This window comes from Cellulophaga sp. RHA_52 (genome assembly GCF_007827205.1).
Classification (GTDB): Bacteria; Bacteroidota; Bacteroidia; order Flavobacteriales; family Flavobacteriaceae; genus Cellulophaga; species Cellulophaga lytica.
This window is the reverse complement of record NZ_VIRZ01000001.1, coordinates 3,539,922-3,562,253: the sequence shown is the minus strand read 5'-3', so window position 1 is coordinate 3,562,253 and position 22,332 is coordinate 3,539,922. Positions and strand designations below refer to the sequence as shown.

The window sequence follows — 22,332 nt, the reverse complement described above, 5'->3', positions numbered from 1 at the left end:
TTTTAGGTTACAACCTAATTGTTGTTGTGGAGCCGGAGGGATTCGAACCCTCGTCCAAACAAGTAACCAAAGAGCTTTCTACACGCTTAGTCTTTTCTTGTTTTTTCGATTATAAGCTGGTTAAAGACAACCTACTTATAACTTATCTTCTTTAGTTTCAAAAAGGCAACAAAGCACTGCCTAATCTATATTGACATTTACGATGCCTCAAAATAGAACGCCGTCAATCAAGGCTTTCTGGAGACATAAAGCTTGTACACCTTGTGTACCTAGGCTAATCTTACTATAATTCAGATTATGCAGCTAAAGCGTAGTTATTCTCGCCGTTTAAAAAGTTGGTCTAGCCTTTAACGTGTTTCAATGCCATTACACGACGTGCTTACTGTTCAATTAATCTCGCTGTCAAAACCAGTCGGCCCCAATATTACAGTAATTATTATGGCGTTTTAACGGGCTATTCGCTATATTTTTTTAAGTTTTATAGCTATAAAACTTAAAAAAGATGTCGCTACTATCCCTAACGCGGTCGGCAAAGGTAATTCAAAAAGTATTCCAAAAAAAGTTTTGTTTGTCATCTTGTCATATGTTACATTTACAACTATACTTAAATTTTAAGTTATAAAACAATTTTCTATGAAATTCGGAATCATTAAAGAACGTAAAAACCCGCCAGACCGTCGTGTGGTATTATCTCCAGAAGCTTGCAAAAAGGTTATAAAAAACTATAAACAAGCTCAAGTAATAGTAGAACCGTCAGATATTAGGGTTTATAATGATTCAGAATACACAGAGCAAAATATTACAGTAGCCAACCAAATGCAAAATTGTGATGTTCTTGTAGGTGTTAAAGAAGTACCTATAAGCGCATTAATACCTAATAAAAAGTATTTTTTCTTTTCGCATACCATAAAAAAACAACCCTATAACAGAGACTTACTAAAAGCTATATTAGAAAAAAATATAGAGTTTTACGATCATGAAGTTATAGTAAGTCAAAAAAACACACGCTTAGTAGCTTTTGGTAAATACGCGGGTATTGTTGGTGCATACAATGGTTTTAGAGCTTATGGTTTAAAATACGGTGCTTACAACTTACCTAAAGCCGAAACATTAAAAGATCAGCAAGAGTTAATAACCCAATTAAAAAAAATAAAATTACCAAATATTAAAATTGTGCTAACAGGTAAAGGCCGTGTGGGTAACGGAGCCAAGGAAATGTTAGACGGTATGGGCTTAGAGCAAGTAGGCTTAAAAGACTATTTAAATAAAAGTTTTAATATTCCTGTTTATTGCCAAATAGACGTTTTAGATTACAACAAACGTAAAGATGGTGAGCGTAGCAACAAGCAAGAGTTTTTTACCAATCCATCAGAATATAAGTCTAACTTTTTTAGGTTTGCAAAAGTGTCAGACATATATATAGCAGGGCATTTTTACGGAGACGGGGCACCATACTTATTTACAAAAGAGGATGCAAAACATACCGATTTTAAAATAAAGGTTGTAGCAGATATTAGTTGCGACATTAACGGCCCTGTAGCTACAACCATTAAAGCATCTACCATTGCAGATCCTGTGTATGGTTATGATCCAGAAACAGGTGAAGAAACAGATTATAAAAATCCTAATGCCATAGCAGTAATGGCTGTAGATAATTTACCATGTGAGTTGCCAAGAGATGCAAGCGTAGGTTTTGGACAGTCTTTTATAAAACACGTAATCCCTGCCTTTTTTAATGAGGACAAAGACGGAGTGTTAGAACGTGCTAGAATGACAAAAGATGGCAAGTTAACCGATAGGTTTTCTTATCTACAAGACTATGTAGACGGTAAATAGTACTTTATTTTTTAAAGACTATTTTTTTATGTAGCGTCCAAAATAAAATATATAACAAACCACCAAAAGCAAACGTCATTGACCAAACATTGTAATTGGTTAAACTGTGTGCAATATTGTAGGTAAGTATATGTGGTTTTGTAAATAAATCCCAAGAGTTAAAACGTAAAAACCTACCTAAGTACACACCATAACCACAAAGTAAACACAGGTATATCATAAAAAAATGAGCATTTTTAGCATTGTACTTACTTTTTAGCACATGGTAAACATCTATCATAGAGAATAACCCAAGTAGCAAACCAATAATAGCGTATACAAATACAAGTAACAAGTCTAACCAAACTAAAGTAGCATTTTCGTTTTGTAAATGTATAAGGTCTGTAATTATATACGGGCTATTAGGTAAAAACAGTAGCCACATTCCAAAAAAAACAAATTGTCCTATTTTGCTATAGTTACTATTGTTTAGGTACTTTAATACCTGAGAAAATAAATAGGGTAAACCAGCCAAAAATAAGTTCCACACTAAAAAACTAAAAAATAATGATCCTGTAATTTTTATGCGAACTGCTAAAATTAAAATAGCAAAACTTATGGCTGCTAATAAACCAATGTTAGAGGTTGTAAATAAAATTAATTTCTGTTTCATTTTTATGATATTAAAAAGGTTGTTTTAATTTTTTGGACAGGTAAATGCAGCATTCTTAAAAAATTTAACTGATGAAATTGTAAAGCTTTACCGCCTTTGTAGTATGCTTTTTTAAAAACTTTAAAATAGTCAGGGTAGAGTAGTAGTCCTAAAAATACAACCGAGAATAAATAAAGACTACGCTTGCCATTTCCTAACAAATAAAACTGCATGCTAATTTCTTCTGGTACTGTAATACCTGTATTTGTAAGTACATGAAATACATCATGACTTTCTAACTTTGCTTGTAGTTCAAAATTATGTTTTGTTATAAAAACACCTAAACTATTACCTAATGTACCTTTAGGGTAGTCTAATAAAGTGGCTATTTGTATGTTCCAAGCATTGTTCTTTTTTAAAAATTTCTGATACGGAATTTTACTCCAGTTATATAATTTTTCTAATACTATTGCTCTCATATTTTAATTTTTAAAAGTACTTTGTTTTTCAAAGTGAAGAGGTAAAAAAATAATACTATTGTTTTCCTATTAATTTTTCAAGTGCATCTATATGTTTTTTAAACTCTAGCTTACCCAATTTTGTGGCAGAATATCGTGTATTTGGTTTTTTACCAATAAATTGTTTTTCAACCTTTATATACTCTACCTTTTCTAAAGATTTGGTGTGACTGGCTATATTACCGTCAGTTGCACCTAATAGTTCTTTTAACATATTAAAATCTGCATAATCATTAACCATTAAAATAGACATAATGCCCAATCTAATACGGTGATCAAATGCTTTATTAATATTGTTTATAATACTCATACTTAACTACGATCATGTTTAAAATACATTAAAGATCCATAAATAATATGGCAGACTCCAAAACCTAAGGCCCAAAAATATAAACCATATCCAATAAATTGGGTAGAAATTAAACCAATAGCAATTATTGTTATGCCTAAATAACGTACGCCGCCCAATGTGTATTTACTAGCATTAACACAGGCAAGGCCGTAAAAAATTAGGGTAGCAGGAGCTACAATTTTTATGTATTCATATTGTATTAATACCAAACAAAATAGTCCGCCAACAACCAATGGTAGCGCAAAGTTTAGTAATAAACGTTTGCTAGATACATCCCACATTTTTTCACCACTTTTTTTAGCTTTAAAATAGGTAAGTACAGTACCAGTTACTAAGGCCAACACCATAACGCTTAAAGCAATTATAAGTAAACTATCTAGTGCGCCAAAAGTCATCAAAAAACGTTTTAACTTACTTGGTTCTGATTTTATATTATGTATAATATTGTGTGCTAAATAAGCTCCAATTAACGCATACACGCCAGCTAATATTCCAGACAGTCCACTTAAAGACATAAAACGAGACGACTTACTCATCATATTCTTAATTTCAGAAATATCGTCTAAGTATTTTTTAGAATCCATATTTAAAGTACTTTGAAAAACAAAGTAAGTTAAAATAATTGTGTTATGCAACAACCCATATAAAATTTATATATTTAAATTATGAAACCAGCGGAAGAATACATATACAATGCACCAGAAAATTATAGAGCTATTTTAATGCATTTACACGCAACTATAGTACGTACTTTGCCTAGTGTAGATTTAAAGTTTAAATACAAGCTTCCTTATTTTTATGTAGATGATAGTCCTTTTTGTCATTTAAATTACAATAAAAACTATGTAGATTTGGTTTTTAAAAACGGACAATATTTAACAAAGTATACAGAGTTGTTAGTTGTAGACGGACGTAAAAAAATGAAATCTTTACGTTATACAAGCTTAGAGGAAGTTAATGATACTGTTTTAGTAGCTGTGGTTAAAGATGCTTACCAGGTACGCCATAAAAAGTTTTATGGAAATTAATTTTTAAAAAAAGAAAAGGCAACTGGTTAGAGTTGCCTTATTGATAACTAAATGTAAATGGTTACGAGTTTAGCAAGTCAATCTTTAATGATAATTCTTTTACTAATTTATCTGTACTACCACTGTAGCCAACAGATACAAATTTTATGTTTCCGTCTGGACCAATAATTACTTTTGTAGGTATACCTGTTACCTCAAAATTAGACGCAACTTGGTATTCTCTACTACCTTCTTTAACAGGGTTATCTACCACAACCTGAAAGCTATAATTGTTATTTTTTACAAAATCACCAGCTAATTTACTTCTGGTTTCATAGTCACCGCTTTCCATAGTGTCTACAAATAAAAATACCACATTTTTATTGTCTTTATATTTATCTACAGCTTTTTGCATACCAGGAAAAGAAGCCTTACAAGGACCACACCAGGTTGCCCAAAAATCTAAAATAACAGTTTTACCTTTTAAAGATGCTAGTTCTACCGTTTCTCCTTCTAAATTTTTAAGTCTAAAGTTTTTAGGCTTTTCATTTATCATTTCTTCTTTGGTTTTTGCAACCAATTTTTGATGTCCAACTTTTTCAAGTGCTTTTAACTTTTCTTCAAAACCGTTTTCAGAACCGTTTTGTGTAATGTAAGCTTTTTTATAGTAGTCATTAATTTTTGCTGTTGTGTTGCCTTCTTCAATAAATTTAGCGGCTTCTTTTAAAACGGTATCGTACTGTTTACCTTCACTTAAAAACATAATATAACGTTCATTAAGCTCAGGGTCTTTGCCTTCTGCAATTGCTTCTTTTTGGTAGCTTATAGCTTCATCAATTTCTCCTTGTTTAAACTTAATTAACGCATACGTATCTGCATACATATTGTATGAACTTTTCATATTATCTATGTACTGAGATTTGGTACTGTATGCAGGTTTTTCTTCAGGATTATTTATTGCGTTTTTAGTAAGTTCTAGAGATTTTTTAGATATTTCTGCTGCAAAGTCTAAATTTTCTCCTTTCTCTGCATAACTCCAAGCAAGACTATTGTATGAGCTAGGTAGCATATTTTTATCGGTTACCTGAGACATTAGTTGTACATACTCTTCTTTATTTCCATTTTCTATGGCTTCAGCGGCTAGCCTAGTAACCATATAGTCTTTAATTTTGCTTTTTTCGCCAAATACTTCTTTAAATTTGGTGTAAAGCTGTTTTTGCTTTTCATAATCTTGTTCTTTATAAAAAGTAGCCCAAGCTTTTTGCTGTGCATTTGTACCAGTAGGAAATTTTTCTTCCATAACAAGCTGTAAAGAATCTGTTTTACTTTTTTCTCCTAAAGTTTGGTACAGGGAGTTAAGGTTTCTATAGTCCTGTTCTGTTAAGTTTGTGTTATTAGAGTAAGTGGCAATACGTTCTTTAATATAGTTTTCTGCTTCTGTTTTATCTTCTGCCATAAAAGTTCTAGGAAATACAACATCCCAGTCTTTCTGAATTTCCTTATGAGATAATACATCTGAGCTCATTTCTTTATAAGCTTCTTTTTTATCTACATCTAAACCAAGGTTAGCACCCATTCTTAATTTAAAGTTAGCCAAACTAGCCATTGCACCAGCTAAAGTGTCGCCGTTACTATTTGTTAATGGCAGCAAATATCCTTTGTTATTGTTAGTGTCAAAGTCCTTTTTATTTTTAAAATTAAACGCAATAGCAATTGCAGAATCTGGTATTACAATAGAAGCTTTGTATAAACTATCTGCTTTACTCAAGTTAAGATCTACAGGATATTGTTTATAACCAACCGTATAATAGTAAAAAGCATTAATATCTTCCTTTTTAGCTGTAGTGGCATAACTTAGGTGTAAAGAGTCTCCTGGTGTTGGTGTAGCACTAGAAATATGTAAAGATCCTATAGTAGTACCAGTGTCTTTTGTTGTATTATCACATGAAAAGCATAACAAAGCAAATGTAAATGCTAATAAACATTTTATAGTTTTCATCTTTTATCTAATTTTTTAGTTGAAAGATAAAAGTATTAGATTTGTAGGAAAATAACTAGTTAAAATTGAATTATTTATAATTTTTTTTAACTATTTAGCATTAAATTAAAGTTTTTTTAAAACAATTAAAGAATTGTTCTGAGCATTAATTACTTGTTTAAAAAGTTCTTTTAAAGAAAAGTATTCTTCAGGACTATATTGTTCTTTATTTATTATTAATTTGAAGGACACAGTAATTAATCCAGGTTTAGAGTTAACCAACATTTGCAATCTACCTCCTTTGTTAGGTAGAGACAAGTTAATACTTTTAGGTGTTTCTACAATGGTGTAGCTTGTTGGAATTTTTATTTTGGCTGCATAAGTGTAAGTACGTTTAAATCCAAAATCTACAGGGTATTTACGATCTTCTGCAGTGAAAGGGTTAGAGGAGCCAAAAGACTTAACTAAAAACGGGTTTATATACAATGTATTTTGGTCTAGTACAGTGTTGTCAGTATATGAGAAATTTTCAACAGTACGTTTTTCATTGCTTTGCTCTTCAACTAAATTATACTCGTTAATTTCTGCATTAACCCCAATCTCTTTTTCCTTATCGTTTAAATAATCATCTTCTGTGGTGTCGTTTAAAACTTTTTTTCTTTCAATAGCTAAATAACCACTATTCATTTCATTATAGGAGCCTGTAATTTTATGAGTTTCTGGATCTAATTCTAAGTTAGCTAATACGTAAAGCTGATTGTCTTTTTGTGGCGTAATAGTTTCCCAGTAACTATCGTTTTTAAAGTCCATTACTCTACCTTGGTAGTTTAATGCTCTGTATGGTAACATACCAAATGGCATTAACTTATCAGACGCATCTAGTAAATAAGTTTTTCCGCCAATTATAGTTTTAGCTATCACATAGTTAAAATCAGACATTACCGGATGAGATTTTTTAGGCAAGCCATTACTTCTGGTAGATAATAAGACTAAATCTGTTTTTAAACCAGCACTGTTTAATAGGTTTATTAAGGAAATATTTATTTCACCTATGTTACCTGTTTTATTATCAAAAGCACTTTTTACTCTAATATCCCTGTAAATACCATACTTGCCATTCCAAGTAAACCTATCTTTTACAAAATTAAAAATGTTTTTAGCTCTGGTTAAAGAATCACCTTCTGTTAATAGAGACTCTGGTACATTCTTTTCAAAAAAACCTTTTTTAGTTAATTGTCTACCTATGTTTTTATCTTGTTTAAACTCTTTATCTACATCTTGCCAAGTTTGTGTAAATCTATCTCTACCTCCTTTTAAATCATAATGTACAGATAACTCAAAATCTATTCTAGAAATGTAATTTTTAGGAGAGAGCATAAAATCTTCATCGTCATTAAATGCAGGTATATCTTTCATGGCATATTTTAATACCTCGCAATCAGCGCTTTCTGGGTAGCCATCTACTTTAAAACATCTTTTTTCTATCTCAGATGTATTGGTTTCTAACTTTAAAAAACCAATTAGACTCCTATTATAAACATAGTTTCCGGGAATTTTTGCGTTAAACTCACTATATATTTTTGGAATATTAGATTGAAATTGCCATCCTTTAAAATTGTATATAAAAGGAGATGTTAAAGTATATTCAAGTTCTATAATACTACCAACCTTAGCATCAGGAAAAGCAAATTTTTTGGTAGACCATCTTTCATTTTCACGGACGGTGAATATATTATTTAACGATAATTTTATCTTAGACTGTCCATTATGAGTAACAGCTTTAATATCCTCTATTTTTTCACTAACCTTGTTATTAGCATAATATGAAATAGCTACATTAGCTTTAGAAAGTCCTTCTTTTTTTAATATTTTTATTTTAGAATAATACTTTTTTACAACTTGTATCCTATTATCTATTACCTTAAAGTAATTATCGCCTTTTTCATAAAGTACAACAGCATTGGCTGTGCTGTCTTTTTCATAAATAGTTAAGTTTTTATCAAAATCAGATAATTGTCCAAAAGTGTAACTTTCTTGCGCAACAAGTTGTGTAGTGCTTATTAAAGCAATACAAAATAATAGGATGTTTTTAAACATTGGTATGGTAAGTTTGATTGGTTTTGATTGATGAATTGTGTTTAATCTAAACTATTTACTGTTTTCCTAATGGCTACTAGGTTTGTTAGTACTCGCTCTAAATGGTCTAAGTGTAACATATTTGCACCATCACTTTTAGCATTTGCTGGGTCAAAATGTGTTTCCATAAAAATACCATCTGCACCAGTTACAATACCGGCCCTTGCAATGGTTTCTATCATATCTGGTCTACCACCTGTAACACCAGAAGATTGGTTTGGCTGTTGTAAAGAGTGTGTTACGTCTAATACAACAGGTGCATATTGCTTCATAGTTGGTATACCTCTAAAATCTACAATCATATCTTGGTAGCCAAACATAGTACCACGATCTGTAACCATAACTTGTTGGTTGTTGCTATCTGTAACCTTAGTAACTGCATGTTGCATACTTTCAGGACTCATAAATTGTCCTTTTTTAAGGTTAACAACTTTACCTGTATTTGCAGCCGCAACAACTAAATCTGTTTGCCTAACTAAAAAAGCAGGTATTTGCAATACATCTACATATTCTGCAGCTTTTTCTGCATCAGATACTTCATGAATATCTGTAACTGTAGGAACTTTAAAAGTTTCTGATACTTTGCGTAATATTTTAAGCGCTTTTTCATCACCAATCCCAGTAAAGGAATCTACTCTACTACGGTTTGCTTTTTTAAAACTTCCTTTAAAAACATAAGGAATTTCTAACTTATCTGTAATTGTAATTATTTTTTCAGCAATACGTAAAGCCATATCCTCACCTTCTATAGCACAAGGGCCAGATAGTAAGAAAAAATTGTCGCTTTTTGTGTGTTTTATTTGAGGTATAAGATCTAAGTTCATCTGTGTTCTAAATTTGTAATTGCAAAGATAGTAGTTTTTACCAGTATTTTACATTTTGTAAACAAGCTCTAAATCAGTATAATAAGAAATTGTAATCTTTTGCTTTTGAGTAAAAAAAATAGAGTATCTTTGCGCGCGCATTTAGGAAGGTAAATGCATTTAAAAATCAGTTATGTCAACAACAAAGAACATTGCAATTATTGCCCACGTAGATCACGGGAAAACGACCTTGGTAGATAAAATCATGTACCACTGTCAGTTATTTAGAGAAAACCAAAATACAGGTGATCTTATATTAGATAACAACGATTTAGAACGCGAACGCGGAATAACAATCGTATCTAAAAACGTTTCTGTAGTCTATAAAGACACAAAAATTAACATTATAGATACTCCTGGTCACGCCGATTTTGGTGGAGAGGTAGAGCGAGTATTAAATATGGCAGATGGAGTTTTACTTTTAGTAGATGCTTTTGAAGGACCTATGCCACAAACTCGTTTTGTATTGCAAAAAGCAATTGACCTTGGTTTAAAACCTTGTGTTGTTGTTAATAAGGTTGATAAAGAAAACTGTACGCCAGAAGAAGTACACGAAAAAGTTTTTGACTTAATGTTTGAGTTAGGAGCAGAGGAGTGGCAGTTAGATTTTCCAACAGTATACGGTTCAGCTAAAAATAACTGGATGAGTGACGACTGGAAAAACGAAACAGAAAATATAGAGCCATTATTAGATATGGTTATTGAGCATATTCCAACTTTTGAACCTAAAGAAGGAAATACTCAAATGCTTATCACTTCGTTAGATTATTCTTCATTTACAGGAAGAATTGCTATTGGTAGATTACAACGTGGTGGCTTAAAAGAAGGTCAGCAAATTTCTTTAGTAAAAAGAGATGGTACCATTACAAAATCTAAAATAAAAGAACTTTATACTTTTGAAGGTCTTGGTAGATTAAGAGTAGAAGAAGTTAATACAGGAGATATTTGTGCTATTGTAGGTTTAGAAGGATTTGAAATTGGTGATACTGTTGCTGATATGGAAAACCCTGAAAAATTAGAGAGTATTGCTATTGATGAGCCAACAATGAGTATGTTGTTTACAATTAACGATTCTCCTTTCTTTGGTAAAGATGGTAAGTTTGTAACTTCTCGTCATATTAAAGATCGTTTAGAGCGTGAGTTAGAGAAAAACTTAGCGTTACGTGTAAACGAAACTGATAGTGCTGATAAATTTTTAGTATTTGGACGTGGTGTATTACACTTGTCTGTACTTATTGAAACAATGCGTAGAGAAGGTTATGAACTACAAATTGGACAACCACAAGTTATTATTAAGGAGATTGATGGTGTTAAATGTGAGCCTGTAGAAAGTTTAACTATAGATTTACCAGAGGCTGTATCTGGTAAAGCAGTAGAAATGGTTTCTATGCGTAAAGGTGAAATGACTAGTATGGAGGCAAAAGGAGAGCGTATGGTATGCGAGTTCTTAATTCCTTCTCGTGGTATTATTGGTCTTAGAAACCAATTATTAACTGCAACTGCTGGTGAGGCTATTATGGCACACCGTTTCTTAGAGTACCAACCAATGCGTGGAGATATTCCTCAGCGTCAAAATGGTTCTTTAGTTTCTATGGAAACAGGAAAAGCAATTCCTTATTCTATTGATAAATTACAAGACAGAGGTAAGTTCTTTGTAGATCCAGGCGAAGATATTTACGAAGGTCAAGTAATTGGAGAAAACTCTAGAGGTGATGATATGACAGTTAACATCACTAAAACTAAAAAGTTATCTAACGTACGTTCTTCAGGAGCAGATGATAAAGCTAAAATTGTACCAGCTATTAAATTCTCTTTAGAAGAAGCTTTAGAATATATACAAAAAGATGAGTACGTAGAGGTAACTCCTGCGCACTTAAGATTACGTAAAATTTACTTAACAGAAAATGAACGTAAACGTAATAAAATAGCTTAATTAATTAAGTTTATGCTACTAAAATCCCAAGACATATGTCTTGGGATTTTTTTTATTTATTTCTGAAATGTTTTGTAAGTTTAAACGACTACTAATTAGTAACACATAAATATAGAAAATAATGAAATTAACAGTGAAACTTGTAAGTTTATTTGCGGTATTAAGTTTTGTAGCTTGTAAGGAAGCAAGTAAAAAAGAAGCTGCTAAATCTACAGTAACTCAAACAGAAAAATCTGAATATCAAATACCAGATTCTTGGATAGAAAAAAGAGTTACTTCTGCTAGTAATAGATTAAATGCTACAGAGGCTGGTAAAGTTTTATGGAGTGCAATGGAGGCACATGGCGGACTAAAAAAATGGTATGCTAACGGTTATTTATCTTTTAGATTTAATTACCAACCATTAAATGGTAAAGGTATTAGAGACTCATACCAAACTATAGATACTTGGAGCAACAAAGCAAGGCACAATAGTATTACAGATAAAAATGATATTTTTGGTTGGGATGGTAATGAGGCTTGGATAAAAGCAAAAGACAGTACTTCTTTTGAGTACGATACTAAATTTTGGGCGTTAACTCCAATATACTTTTCTGGCCAGCCATTTGTTTTTGACGGTAAAGGTGTTAACTTAGAGTTATTGCCACAAGTAGAATTTAAAGGAGCTTTACAAAATGTAGTTAAAGTAACGTATGACAAAGGTGTGGGTTCTGCTCCAGATGATTACTACATTATGTATATAAATGCAGAAACTAATTTGGTAGATGCTTTTAAATATATTGTTTCTTACCCAGAATATTTTCCTGAAGGCGGACACGCTCCAGAAAAAATAACAGTAACACAAGAAACTACAACTGTAAACGGTATTGTATTTGCTAAAGGATTTAAAACATATTGGTCTAAACCAGAGGAAGAAAATGGTCTAGGAGAATACATTACTAAAATAGATGTTAGTGATATTAGTTTCTCTAATAAAGTACCAGAAAATTACTTTTCTAAACCTAATGGAGCAGAAGTATTAAAATAATACCAAATCATTTTAATATTCATCAAAAGCCTTTATAATATGTATTATAAAGGCTTTTTTTATGCTTTTTATTTTTTTATAGTAGCAGAGGCGGCGCCTATAATTCCCGCGTGATTTTCTAAAACAGCAGGTATTACGGGGGTATTAATTTTTATGTGTTTGCTAAATTTATCAAACTCCTTAGATATACCACCACCAATAACTATAGTATCTGGTGCTACTAACAACTCTACGTATTGTAGAAAAGTGTTTAAACGTTTTCCCCATTTTTTAAAAGAAAGTTCTTCTCTTTGTCTGGCAGAGTCTGCTGCCCATAGTTCTATTTTTTTATGTTTTTTATATGGTATTTGTCCTAACTCAAAATTAGGAATTAGTTTACCATCTAAGTAAGCACTACTTCCTAAGCCGGTACCTACGGTAATCATAATTACAAAGCCTTTAAGCTCTTTACCTACACCATAGTTCATTTCAGCATAACAAGCAGCATCAGCATCATTAATAACTGTAAAAGGTAAGCCAGTAGTTTCAGAAAAAAGTTTAGTCACGTCTGTGTCTACCCATTTTTTATGTAAATTTCCTGGTGTTTTACAAATTCCGTTTTTTATTAGCGTAGGAAAACCACAACCAACTGGTCCGTTGTAATTAAAATGTTTAATAATTTTTTTAACCACCTTAGCCATTTCTTTTGGTTTTTTAGTAGGCGGAGTAGGAATCCTAAATCGTTCTGTAATTTTTTCTCCTGTTTTTACGTTTACAAGTGCTCCTTTAATTCCAGAACCACCAATGTCTATACCAAGTACTTCCATTTAGTTACTTTATAGTTAGGATTAACAAAGTAACAAAAAAACTTTTAAGAGTGTGTATTAATTAAATCTATGTAATATTTAAAGATTTTATATGTCATCACAATAGTAGCAATTATTTGTAACTAATTTGTAATAAGTTATTTGCAGTTTTTTATGTTAATGCTCTTAAATTATTTTAAATTTTACAGGCAATTATTAGATGTAGTTTATAAGCTTATTCTAGAACAGCATTAATTCTTTTTATATATTTAATAAAGAAAAAACTTACAAATGTTAAAAATAAATTTAAAATATTTAATTGTATTGATCATTTTTAGTGGTTTATCATGTAGTAGTTCTAGTGATGATGATAATACCGTTAATACTACTGTAAACAATGATATTGCTGAAGAAACTCCCTTTTTTATAGATGGTAACAGTCCTACTCCCTTGGGTAAAAAATGGACCAAGATTGAAAATATATCAGATGAGTTTAATAATAATAGTTTTGATGAAGCTAAATGGGAAAATACTAGTACACGTTGGATAGGCAGAGCTCCAGGAATTTTTAAAGCGAATACAGTATCAGAAGCTGATGGTAATTTAATGCTAACTTCATATGAGTTAAACGAGCCAGAAGTAATTAATGGCGACACTTTTACTCACGCAGGTTCTAATATTTACTCTAAAAACGCAGTACAAGTTGGTACTTATGTAGAATGTAGTATGAAAGCAAATAAAACTTTTATGTCTTCTACATTTTGGTTAATTAATGTTGTTGGTGAGGGTGAGGGTTGTGATAAAAGAGTAACAGAATTGGATATACAAGAGTGTGTTGGGCAAATTACAGGAACGGCAAATTTTGCTAAAACTTTTGATGAAACAATGCATTCAAATACACATAGTAGAAATACTGCTTGTGATGAAACCCCAGTTGGGTCTGAAGGAAATAATGTAGCTACAGGAGAAAAGGTTTGGGAAGATTACCATATCTACGGTGCTTGGTGGAAGAGTCCAACAGAAATAGAGTTTTATCTTGATGGTAAAAAAGTTTATAGCATAACTCCCAAAGCAGAGTTTAATTTGCAAATGTACTTAAGGTTGGTGGTAGAAACTTATGATTGGAATCCAGTTCCTGAAGATGGAGGAATGACAGGTACTAAATCAGAAAGAACAACTTATTATGACTGGGTTAGATCTTGGGAATTAAAAGATATATAACCTTTAAATAATGCAATTAAAAAAGCCCTTTACTCTTGTAAAGGGCTTTTTTAAGTTAATTAAACTGTAGTAATTTTTTATTAATTAATGTTTCCCATTTTTTAGCTAATTGCAGCTCTCCAGTAAGTTGCACTTTTAAATCGGAATCATACACGGTAAAAGATACTTCTGGGTCTTGATTGTAACGTGGAATAAATTTTAAATCCAACCCTTCAACAATATATTCTTTAAGGTTTTTAGCATTAATAGCTTTTGTATGGGTAGCAATTTTACACTTTTTAATGCCAGTTAAATTTACAGACCCTTGGTTTATTACGCCTTCTTCATTTTTGTAATAAAAAACTTGATTTTGTTTATGGTCTATTCCAATAATAAAACCAGCATTAATATCATAATCATTAACTGTACAATTATCTTTTTTAGCCACTTCTTCTAAAGATGTAAGCATTTTCTTTTCTCTTTTTTTTCTTCCTCTGGCTATAAAAATAAATGGCAATAAGCATATTACCACTATTATAATTGCTACTATATCTGTTCCTAAATCCATTTTTATTTTTTTAAGTTGATGTATGTAAAGTGTGGCTATGTGTGTTTACATAGCCTTTGTTTGTAATTTGTTTTCACTGTAGTACAGTAAAAAACATCAGCTTAATTACAAGAAATAATGAAAAGGAAATATTAGTTTTAGCTTTTTAAGTTGTGCTAAAAAGTTAATATAAGTACTTTGGTAATTAGAGCTTAACGATAGAGTATTATGCGGAGTTGCATAAGTATTAGGTGTTAAAAAACTCTGAAAAAGATTTTTTAAATTAGAAGGGTAGTTGCTGTTATTACCAGGAATACTAACAACATTTTCTGTTTGTGAAGACTGTATAAAGAAGTTGTTAGATGCATTGTATGAAAACTGAACTTCTTTAGCTGTAGAAATATCTTCTGCATTATAAGACGCAAGAGAATTTGTTACAACACCCATTGCCAAGCAATACAGTGTGGTAAGTAAAAATGTGCTTATAAAATTAACTGTTTTTTTCACGCCACAAATGTACTTTAATCTATAAATAAGTAAATGTTAATTTATATTAAAGTTACTTATTAAGGCAGCTTTTTACATTGTCTATAGCTTCTTGCTTGTCTGCAAGTACTACTAATATATCTTTATCTTCAATAACTGTAGACCCGTTTGGTGTAACGTATTTATTATCTCTACGTATCATTGCTATAATTGCGTGTTTAGGAAAACCTAAGTCTACAATTTTTTTATTTACAGCGTAGCAATTAGCGGTAACAGGAATTTCTTTTATTAATGCCTTTGGGTTATCTTCCATAAGAAGGTCTGTAGCACTTAACTTTTTTTCCTCGTTAGGTAAGGCTACATTTAACCATTTTGCCATTACAGATAACGTTGTACCTTGTATTATTACAGATGATACTGATATAAAAAACACAATATTAAACATCATATCTGCTTTATCTATACCTGCTAATAGTGGGTATGTAGCAAAAACAATAGGTACTGCACCACGTAAACCTACCCATGAGATGTAAAAACGACGTCTAAATTTCATTTTAAAAAATAGTAGACTTAAAAATACACTTACAGGGCGTGCTACTATAATTAAGAATAGAGATATAAGTATTCCAAGGCCAAAAACCGGAATAATTTTAGAAGGAAAAACAAGTAGCCCTAATGTTAAAAACAGTACAATTTGCATTAACCAAGCTAAACCATCATACATTTTTAAAATGGTTTTTTTGTGAATTAGATCTTGGTTACCTAAGTAAACTGCACAAATATAAATAGCTAAAAACCCATTACCACCAACAAAATCTGTGGCAGAAAATGTAATAAACATTAATGCAATTACTAGAACGGGATATAAACCTTCAAAATCTAATTTAATTTTATTTATTATGTATTTACTAAGTTTACCAAAACCAAAACCAGCAATAGCACCCAAAGCCATTTGCTGTATAAACATTGGTATTATAGAAAATATATTCTGATCCTGATTTATAACAAGAGTTAAAAAGGCAAGTGTTAGTACATATGCCATAGGATCATTACTACCACTCTCTAACTCTAGAGTTGGTCTTAAATTGTTTTTTAGTGCTAAGTTTTTAGATCTAAGAATAGAGAATACAGCTGCTGCATCTGTAGAAGATACAATAGAGCCAAGTAACATGCTTTCATAAATTGTAAAATCTGTAATATAAAAAACAAAAGTGCCAATTGTAACTGCTGTTAAAAGCACACCAATTGTAGATAGTACAATACCTTCTTTTAATATGGGTTTTACCGTGTTCCAGTTGGTATCTAATCCACCAGAAAAAAGAATAAAATTTAATGAGACTACACCTATAAATTGAGCAAGTTTTGGATCATCAAACTTAATACCCACAATACCATCAGACCCAGCAAGCATACCAATTACCAAGAATAATAATAAAGTTGGCACTCCAAATTTATAAGAAGTTTTGCCTACTATTATGCTTATAAAAAGCAATATAGAGCCAACTAATAATATATTTTCTATGGTTAAGTTCATTCAGTTTATTTTTGCTTAGCAACAAAAATAGTAGATATAAACTTATAAAATCGTGAAAATTTGTTAATCTATTACTTCATTAGTTTCCACCATTTTTTTTTCTTTGTAGATAAGTCTACTCTGGCATCTAAAAAATCAAAATATTTTTTGTCTTCTTGCATAAAAAGAGGTTTTCCTTTTATGGTGTAAGCTCTATTTAGTTCACATTCTGCCCTATGTTTATTACCAATTTCTAGTTGGCATTGTCCCAGTCTTAAATGTATAAAAGGATTACCAATAGCATCTGGACATTGCATAGCGCTAGATAAATTTTTAACACCTGCTTCAAAATCCTTATTTATAAAATTAATGTCTCCAATAGATGCTAATAACCAAGTGCTAGTTTCCCATTTTGTTTTAGGTTCGGGAATTAGGTCATATGCAGACCAATATTTTTGTAACGCACTAGTATATTCTTCCTTTTCAGTTAATAAATCTGCAGCTTTAGATAATTGCAAAATTTGCATGTAAATATGGTCTTCCAATTCTTTCATTTGGACTTTTTGACGCATAAATTACAGCCTTTTTTAATGATATAAGTGGTTTATTTTAAAAGCATTGATAACTTAATGTTTAGTTAACTTTTTACAGTTTTAAGGTTAATTCTTTGTAATTTATTTTAAGCTATTAATTATTTTTTTAAAGTGTGGGTAATAGATGCGCCCCCACATAGGATTTTTTTGAAATTGATAGACTTCATTAGTATCTGGATTAAAAATTACGGGTACCGTAAAACCAGCCCATTTTTTGCCAGATTTTAATTTTGTACAATATTCTTTGGCTTTTTCGTCTATATTATTAGAAATTAAAATAGCTATTACTCCAATACCAGATTGTAAACCACGAGGCCAACCCGTATAATTTTCTTTAGTGAAATTAAAAGATGCAGTAATATGTTGGTTAATGAGTTCTGGAGTTATTTTCTCATCTTTAAAATCTGTAGCAACAATAAATGTATTTAGTTGAGTTGCCATCCAAGCTAATTTAAACTTCTTTTCATAACCAATTACACTGGGTTTATTTACAATGTTATTATCAGAATGATAAATACCTTGAGCTATTAACTTTTGTTTAATTGTATTTGTTGTCATTGTAATGGGTTTAGTTATTTATATAATCATCAAAAATAACAGAATTATACAATTACAAATTAGCTGTTTACCGTGAAATTGCTATTTTTTAGTTTTAACTAATGAGAAACTGCTTTTAAGCCAATAATAGAACCAATAAGTGTGGTTATAAAGAAAACTCTCCAAAAGTTGCTTGGATCTTTAAATACTAAAATGCCAACAAGTACAGTACCTACCGCACCAACACCTGTCCATACCGCGTAACCAGTGCCAACTGGTATGGTTTGTATAGCTTTAATTAATAATAAAAAGCTAATAGTTGCGCAAACAAGAAAACTTCCATACCATAAGTATATGTCTATTCCTGTAGCTTCTTTTGCTTTACCAAGGCAATAGGCAAAAGCAACCTCAAAAAGTCCTGCAATTATTAAAATTATCCAGTTCATTGTTTTATTTCTCTAAAAATGCTGGTTCTAGTGTATAAACTTTGTTATGTATTGCATCTATCTCCACTTAAAGTGAATGGGTTAGATATAAAAGAAAACAAAATATGATTATTACTTTAATATAGTAACCGGCTTTTTGTTCTCATCAATTGCAACAAAAGTAAACTCGCCAGATACAGCTTTTTCTCTGTAGCTAGAGTACATTTCTTCAATATAAATATCTACTCTAACTTTTAAACTGGTGTTACCAACGTGCGTTACGTAGCCCGACAATTCTGCAATTGTACCTGCTGGTATTGGCATTTTAAAATCTATTTTATCACTGCTAACAGTAACCATTTGTTGTCTGCTAAATCTAGTTGCGCAAATAAATGCAGTTTCATCCATAAGTTGCATTGCAGTACCTCCAAAAAGAGTATCGTAATGGTTAGTAGTATTAGGAAAAACGGCTTTAAAAATTGTAGTTACAGATTTTTCAATTCTTTCGTCTAAAGTCATACGTGTAGATTTGTTCATAGTTAAATTACATCCTTTTTTGAGGAAAAAAAAGACGTTGTAAAAATACTATATAAAGTTTAATCTAAAGTAAAAACTGCAGTTATTAAAAATATATCTTCTTGTGGTACTAAGTCCTTTATACGGTTGGCAAAGTATGGGGATACTACGTTTTCTCTATGTAAATTCCAAAGTTCTGTTTTGCTGCCACATTTTGGTTCTAATTCTCTGTTGTTATTATAACTTATACATAACTCTATTAATAATTTAAAAAATAAATTTATAGTTGGTGTTAGTTGTATAAAGTTGCCTTCTACATCTGTAATGTAAGTGGGAGTGTGCTCTTTTGTGTTGTCTGCCCATATTTTTTTTGCAGAAGCGTTAAATGAGTGTGCTATTACAACTTTTCCGTTTTTCCAAGGATTATGTTTTTTAGTCATAGCAGGTCCTTTTCCAAAAATATGAAGTTTTGGCTGTAAACTAGAAAAAGTATTTATATGTAAGTGTGGTAAAATTAAAAGTGTAATATAATTACTGTATAAGTAACTAAGTTCTGCAGAAAGTACTTGTTCTTTTACGTGTGTTATTGGTCTAGAGTTTTCTCGGTTTAAAAAGTCATTTTTACTCCCAAATTTAGTGGTGCGTAATATGCTCTGAAAATCTTTTAAGGTGCTAGAAAATTCTTCAAGACTATTTTTCATACTTAATTAGTAATATCATTACAGCTAATGTAGTTGTTTTTAATGGCTAATTTTTATTGATTTTGTAATCGTTTGCAACCAGTTTATATTTGTTTTTATGTGTAAAACTGACAGAGTTGCTGCTTTTGTATTTTTAGATTGATATTTTTTTTAATCTTAATTAATTTGCTAGATGCCTACTTACAAAGGGCTATAGTTGTTTTTTTTCTTTTTTTAGGTTGATAAAAATTGGGTTTATGCCGTTTTGTGTCAGGTTTTTAGTCTTTTGGCTTGGTTTTGGCAGAATTATTAGTCTAAGTTTAAAATAAAATATTGGCTGTATAAGAATTATGCAAAGAATATTTTAAAAATTGAAAAATACGATATGAGTATAGTTAAGGAAAACAACACGGTAAAAGTTAATTACACAGGAAAGTTGGCAGACGGACAAGTTTTTGATACTTCTGAAGGTAGAGAGCCGTTAGAGTTTACTTTAGGACAAGGGCAGTTAATACCTGGTTTTGAAAAAGGTGTTTTAGATATGAAGCTAAATGAAAAAAAGACCATTACTATTGCTAAAGAAGAAGCATATGGTGAGGTTAATGAGGCTTTAATACAAGAGGTTAAAAAATCTGAGCTTCCACAAGATATGGAGCCTAAAGTTGGTATGGGATTAGTTTCTAAAGCTCCAGATGGTAGAGAAATGAACCTAATGGTAGTAGAAGTTAAAGACGAGTCTATTGTTATAGATGGTAACCACCCTTTAGCAGGTAAAGACCTTATTTTTGATTTAGAAGTTTTAGAAATTAAATAAGCTTGCTTTTTAAAATAATATAACCCGGTAAACTTAGTTAAAGTTTATCGGGTTTTTTTGTGCTGAATATATTTTAATTTACTCTTTATAGTCTGTAGAAGTCTTCATTTTTTTATAGCCAGTATAGGTAAGTAATACACCGTTAGCAATACAAATAATACCAAGAATTTTTTGTTGTAAAGTAAGTAAAGCAATACCGCCTATTACGCCACAAATACCAAATGTTGCTAGTTGTTTGCCTTTATGATGCTGTTTGTTATCCATTTTTATGTTTTTATGCTACTCGTAAGTATCTGGCTCTATATGTATTAAAACATATTCTAGATTGGGGATTTCTGCCATAAGATAATCTTTTAATTTATGAGATATATCATGGCCTTCTTTTACTGTAATTTTTCCATCTACAATGGCGTGTAAATCTATATGAAATTTCATTCCGGCTTTACGAATAAAACATTTTTCGGTATCTAAAACGCCATCAACTTGTACAGATTTTTTTCTAACTTCATCAATTAAATCATCATATAATTGTTCATCCATTACCTCACCAAGTGCAGGTCTTAAAATTAAATAACTGTTGTATAATATAAAACCAGAGGCAAGTAAAGCAGCCCAATCATCTGCAGTTTCATAGCCTTTGCCGCAAATAACAGCAATAGAAATACCTATAAATGCCATTACAGATGTTATTGCGTCACTCCTATGGTGCCAAGCATCTGCTTTTAAAGATGTACTGTGTATTTGTTTACTCTTTTTTAAAACTATACGATATAAAATTTCTTTCCAAATTATAATTATGCCTAAAACTATTAGTGTCCAAGATTTAGGGGTTTTATGTGGTGTTTGTATGTTTTGTATGCTCTCATAAGCAATAATAGTTGCAGATGTTACCAAAAAAGCAACAACTAAAAAGGTTATTAGAGGTTCTATTTTACCGTGTCCGTATGGGTGGTTTTTGTCTGCAGGGCGTTTTGCATATTTAAATCCAACAAGTACTAACAAAGAAGAAAAAACATCTGTGGTAGATTCTATTGCATCTGCAATTAGCGCATAAGAATTACCAAAAAAGCCAGCAAGCCCTTTAATAATAGCAAGGCAAAGGTTACCTATTATGCTAAAATAGGTTGTTTTAATGGCGGTGTCTTCAACATTCATAGTTGTAGGCCTTTGTAGGTTGGTTTTTTTAAACGGCGCGTTGTACTACTTCAAACACCTTATTATCATCGCACTTTAAGGTTTTAGATGGGTATTTTAATATAAGCGCATAGTCATGGGTAGCCATTAAAATTGTGCGTCCGGCTTTGTTAATGTCTTGTAACACTTTCATTACCTCTACACTTGTTTGCGGATCTAAATTTCCTGTAGGCTCATCGGCTAAAATTAGTTCAGGGTCATTAAGTAAAGCACGTGCTATGGCAATACGTTGTTGCTCTCCACCAGAAAGCTCATGAGGAAATTTAAAACCTTTAGTTTTCATACCAACCTTGTCTAAAACCTCTTCAATTTTAGTATCCATTTTGGTACGGTCTTTCCAACCAGTTGCTTTTAGCACAAAAAGTAAATTGTTATTTATAGTACGGTCTGGTAATAATTTAAAATCCTGAAAAACAATACCAAGTTTACGGCGTAAAAAAGGAATGTCTTTTTCTTGCATTGTTTTTAAATTTATATCTACAATATTGCCAGTACCTTCTTTTAAAGCCAAGTCGCCATAAAGTGTTTTCATAAAACTACTTTTTCCGCTACCTGTTTTACCTATTAAGTATACAAACTCACCCTTTTTTATCTCTAAAGAGATGTTATTAAGTACAAGGTTGTCTTTTTGGTAAACAGAAACATCTTTAAGTTCTAAAATAGTGTCTTGCATAAATTTTTGAGGTAAATAAATTTACTGGTATTATTGTTGATATAAAAGTAATAAGTTTAAGGGTAAAAGTAATGTGCTTTGGTAAAAA

General features: G+C 31.1%; 25 protein-coding genes and 1 other RNA gene. 6 read left to right on the top strand and 20 right to left on the bottom strand.

Annotation, left to right across the window (positions count from 1 at the left end):
* Window positions 1–24: 24 nt before the first annotated feature.
* Window positions 25–420, bottom strand: a transfer-messenger RNA (tmRNA) gene (ssrA, locus tag JM80_RS15530).
* A 213-nt stretch (window positions 421–633) separates the two neighbouring features.
* On the opposite strand from ssrA, the gene JM80_RS15525 reads away from it, so the two are divergent.
* Window positions 634–1,836, top strand: a complete 1,203-nt coding sequence (locus tag JM80_RS15525) for an NAD(P)-dependent oxidoreductase (protein ID WP_013621824.1) — start codon at window positions 634–636, stop codon at window positions 1,834–1,836.
* Between the two features lie 4 nt (window positions 1,837–1,840).
* Here JM80_RS15525 and JM80_RS15520 read toward each other — a convergent pair whose 3' ends face one another.
* The 4 genes from JM80_RS15520 to JM80_RS15505 are packed head-to-tail and all read right to left on the bottom strand — an operon-like array spanning window position 1,841 to window position 3,921.
* Window positions 1,841–2,488, bottom strand: a complete 648-nt coding sequence (locus JM80_RS15520; protein ID WP_144710959.1) for a DUF1361 domain-containing protein — start codon at window positions 2,486–2,488, stop codon at window positions 1,841–1,843.
* Window positions 2,489–2,490: 2 nt separating this feature from the next.
* Window positions 2,491–2,946 carry a hypothetical protein gene (locus tag JM80_RS15515; RefSeq protein WP_144710957.1) on the bottom strand — a complete coding sequence of 152 codons (456 nt, stop codon included), beginning with the start codon at window positions 2,944–2,946 and terminating at the stop codon, window positions 2,491–2,493.
* A 55-nt stretch (window positions 2,947–3,001) separates the two neighbouring features.
* Window positions 3,002–3,295 carry a transcriptional regulator gene (locus tag JM80_RS15510; RefSeq protein ID WP_034644905.1) on the bottom strand — a complete coding sequence of 98 codons (294 nt, stop codon included), beginning with the start codon at window positions 3,293–3,295 and terminating at the stop codon, window positions 3,002–3,004.
* Window positions 3,296–3,297: 2 nt separating this feature from the next.
* Window positions 3,298–3,921, bottom strand: a complete 624-nt coding sequence (locus JM80_RS15505; protein WP_144710955.1) for a hypothetical protein — start codon at window positions 3,919–3,921, stop codon at window positions 3,298–3,300.
* An 81-nt stretch (window positions 3,922–4,002) separates the two neighbouring features.
* Here JM80_RS15505 and JM80_RS15500 point away from each other — a divergent pair, with 81 nt between their 5' ends.
* Window positions 4,003–4,365 carry a DUF1801 domain-containing protein gene (locus JM80_RS15500; protein WP_089119495.1) on the top strand — a complete coding sequence of 121 codons (363 nt, stop codon included), beginning with the start codon at window positions 4,003–4,005 and terminating at the stop codon, window positions 4,363–4,365.
* 61 nt (window positions 4,366–4,426) lie between these two features.
* On the opposite strand, the gene JM80_RS15495 is transcribed toward JM80_RS15500, so the two are convergent.
* The 3 genes from JM80_RS15495 to kdsA all read right to left on the bottom strand — a co-directional run bounded on the left by JM80_RS15495 (window position 4,427) and on the right by kdsA (window position 9,282).
* The gene (locus JM80_RS15495) at window positions 4,427–6,343 is read right to left on the bottom strand and encodes a TlpA disulfide reductase family protein (RefSeq protein ID WP_144710953.1); all 1,917 of its coding nucleotides are present in this window, start codon (window positions 6,341–6,343) and stop codon (window positions 4,427–4,429) included.
* Between the two features lie 105 nt (window positions 6,344–6,448).
* On the bottom strand, window positions 6,449–8,419 hold the full coding sequence (locus tag JM80_RS15490) for a DUF3857 domain-containing protein (protein ID WP_144710951.1): 1,971 nt from the start codon (window positions 8,417–8,419) through the stop codon (window positions 6,449–6,451).
* A gap of 41 nt (window positions 8,420–8,460) precedes the next feature.
* Window positions 8,461–9,282, bottom strand: a complete 822-nt coding sequence (gene kdsA, locus JM80_RS15485; protein WP_144710949.1) for a 3-deoxy-8-phosphooctulonate synthase — start codon at window positions 9,280–9,282, stop codon at window positions 8,461–8,463.
* A gap of 172 nt (window positions 9,283–9,454) precedes the next feature.
* Between kdsA and typA the strand changes: the two genes are divergently transcribed.
* A complete protein-coding gene (typA, locus tag JM80_RS15480; protein WP_013621833.1) occupies window positions 9,455–11,254 on the top strand; it encodes a translational GTPase TypA in 1,800 nt (599 codons plus the stop codon).
* A 121-nt stretch (window positions 11,255–11,375) separates the two neighbouring features.
* Entirely contained in the window at window positions 11,376–12,281 is a 906-nt protein-coding gene (locus tag JM80_RS15475) for a hypothetical protein (RefSeq protein ID WP_144710947.1), read from the top strand.
* Between the two features lie 68 nt (window positions 12,282–12,349).
* Here the strand turns inward: JM80_RS15475 and ppgK are convergent, their stop codons facing one another.
* Window positions 12,350–13,087: a polyphosphate--glucose phosphotransferase gene (gene ppgK, locus JM80_RS15470; RefSeq protein ID WP_034644912.1), complete on the bottom strand. Its 738-nt coding sequence runs from the start codon at window positions 13,085–13,087 to the stop codon at window positions 12,350–12,352.
* 270 nt (window positions 13,088–13,357) lie between these two features.
* Between ppgK and JM80_RS15465 the strand changes: the two genes are divergently transcribed.
* Window positions 13,358–14,287, top strand: a complete 930-nt coding sequence (locus JM80_RS15465; RefSeq protein ID WP_144710945.1) for a family 16 glycosylhydrolase — start codon at window positions 13,358–13,360, stop codon at window positions 14,285–14,287.
* A gap of 55 nt (window positions 14,288–14,342) precedes the next feature.
* Here the strand turns inward: JM80_RS15465 and JM80_RS15460 are convergent, their stop codons facing one another.
* From JM80_RS15460 to JM80_RS15425, 8 genes are all read right to left on the bottom strand, one after another.
* Entirely contained in the window at window positions 14,343–14,834 is a 492-nt protein-coding gene (locus tag JM80_RS15460; protein WP_144710943.1) for a hypothetical protein, read from the bottom strand.
* Window positions 14,835–14,939: 105 nt separating this feature from the next.
* Entirely contained in the window at window positions 14,940–15,320 is a 381-nt protein-coding gene (locus JM80_RS15455; protein WP_144710941.1) for a hypothetical protein, read from the bottom strand.
* A 52-nt stretch (window positions 15,321–15,372) separates the two neighbouring features.
* Window positions 15,373–16,833, bottom strand: a complete 1,461-nt coding sequence (locus tag JM80_RS15450) for a potassium/proton antiporter (protein WP_144710939.1) — start codon at window positions 16,831–16,833, stop codon at window positions 15,373–15,375.
* Window positions 16,834–16,904: 71 nt separating this feature from the next.
* Window positions 16,905–17,366 (bottom strand): hypothetical protein, encoded by a 462-nt coding sequence (locus JM80_RS15445; protein ID WP_034644920.1) that lies wholly within the window; start codon window positions 17,364–17,366, stop codon window positions 16,905–16,907.
* 120 nt (window positions 17,367–17,486) lie between these two features.
* Complete coding sequence (locus JM80_RS15440) at window positions 17,487–17,963, bottom strand: hypothetical protein (RefSeq protein WP_013621841.1); 477 nt, start codon at window positions 17,961–17,963, stop codon at window positions 17,487–17,489.
* Window positions 17,964–18,061: 98 nt separating this feature from the next.
* A complete protein-coding gene (locus JM80_RS15435; protein ID WP_144710937.1) occupies window positions 18,062–18,388 on the bottom strand; it encodes a multidrug efflux SMR transporter in 327 nt (108 codons plus the stop codon).
* A gap of 111 nt (window positions 18,389–18,499) precedes the next feature.
* Window positions 18,500–18,886 carry an acyl-CoA thioesterase gene (locus JM80_RS15430; protein WP_013621843.1) on the bottom strand — a complete coding sequence of 129 codons (387 nt, stop codon included), beginning with the start codon at window positions 18,884–18,886 and terminating at the stop codon, window positions 18,500–18,502.
* Window positions 18,887–18,963: 77 nt separating this feature from the next.
* A complete protein-coding gene (locus JM80_RS15425; protein WP_144710935.1) occupies window positions 18,964–19,584 on the bottom strand; it encodes a hypothetical protein in 621 nt (206 codons plus the stop codon).
* A 364-nt stretch (window positions 19,585–19,948) separates the two neighbouring features.
* Between JM80_RS15425 and JM80_RS15420 the strand changes: the two genes are divergently transcribed.
* On the top strand, window positions 19,949–20,377 hold the full coding sequence (locus JM80_RS15420; RefSeq protein ID WP_013621845.1) for a peptidylprolyl isomerase: 429 nt from the start codon (window positions 19,949–19,951) through the stop codon (window positions 20,375–20,377).
* Between the two features lie 78 nt (window positions 20,378–20,455).
* Here JM80_RS15420 and JM80_RS15415 read toward each other — a convergent pair whose 3' ends face one another.
* From JM80_RS15415 to JM80_RS15405, 3 genes are read right to left on the bottom strand one after another with little or no spacing between them, the layout of a single operon-like run.
* On the bottom strand, window positions 20,456–20,641 hold the full coding sequence (locus tag JM80_RS15415; protein ID WP_013621846.1) for a hypothetical protein: 186 nt from the start codon (window positions 20,639–20,641) through the stop codon (window positions 20,456–20,458).
* A 15-nt stretch (window positions 20,642–20,656) separates the two neighbouring features.
* On the bottom strand, window positions 20,657–21,532 hold the full coding sequence (locus JM80_RS15410; protein WP_013621847.1) for a cation diffusion facilitator family transporter: 876 nt from the start codon (window positions 21,530–21,532) through the stop codon (window positions 20,657–20,659).
* A gap of 28 nt (window positions 21,533–21,560) precedes the next feature.
* Window positions 21,561–22,244 (bottom strand): cell division ATP-binding protein FtsE, encoded by a 684-nt coding sequence (locus JM80_RS15405; RefSeq protein ID WP_013621848.1) that lies wholly within the window; start codon window positions 22,242–22,244, stop codon window positions 21,561–21,563.
* Between the last annotated feature and the right edge of the window lie 88 nt (window positions 22,245–22,332).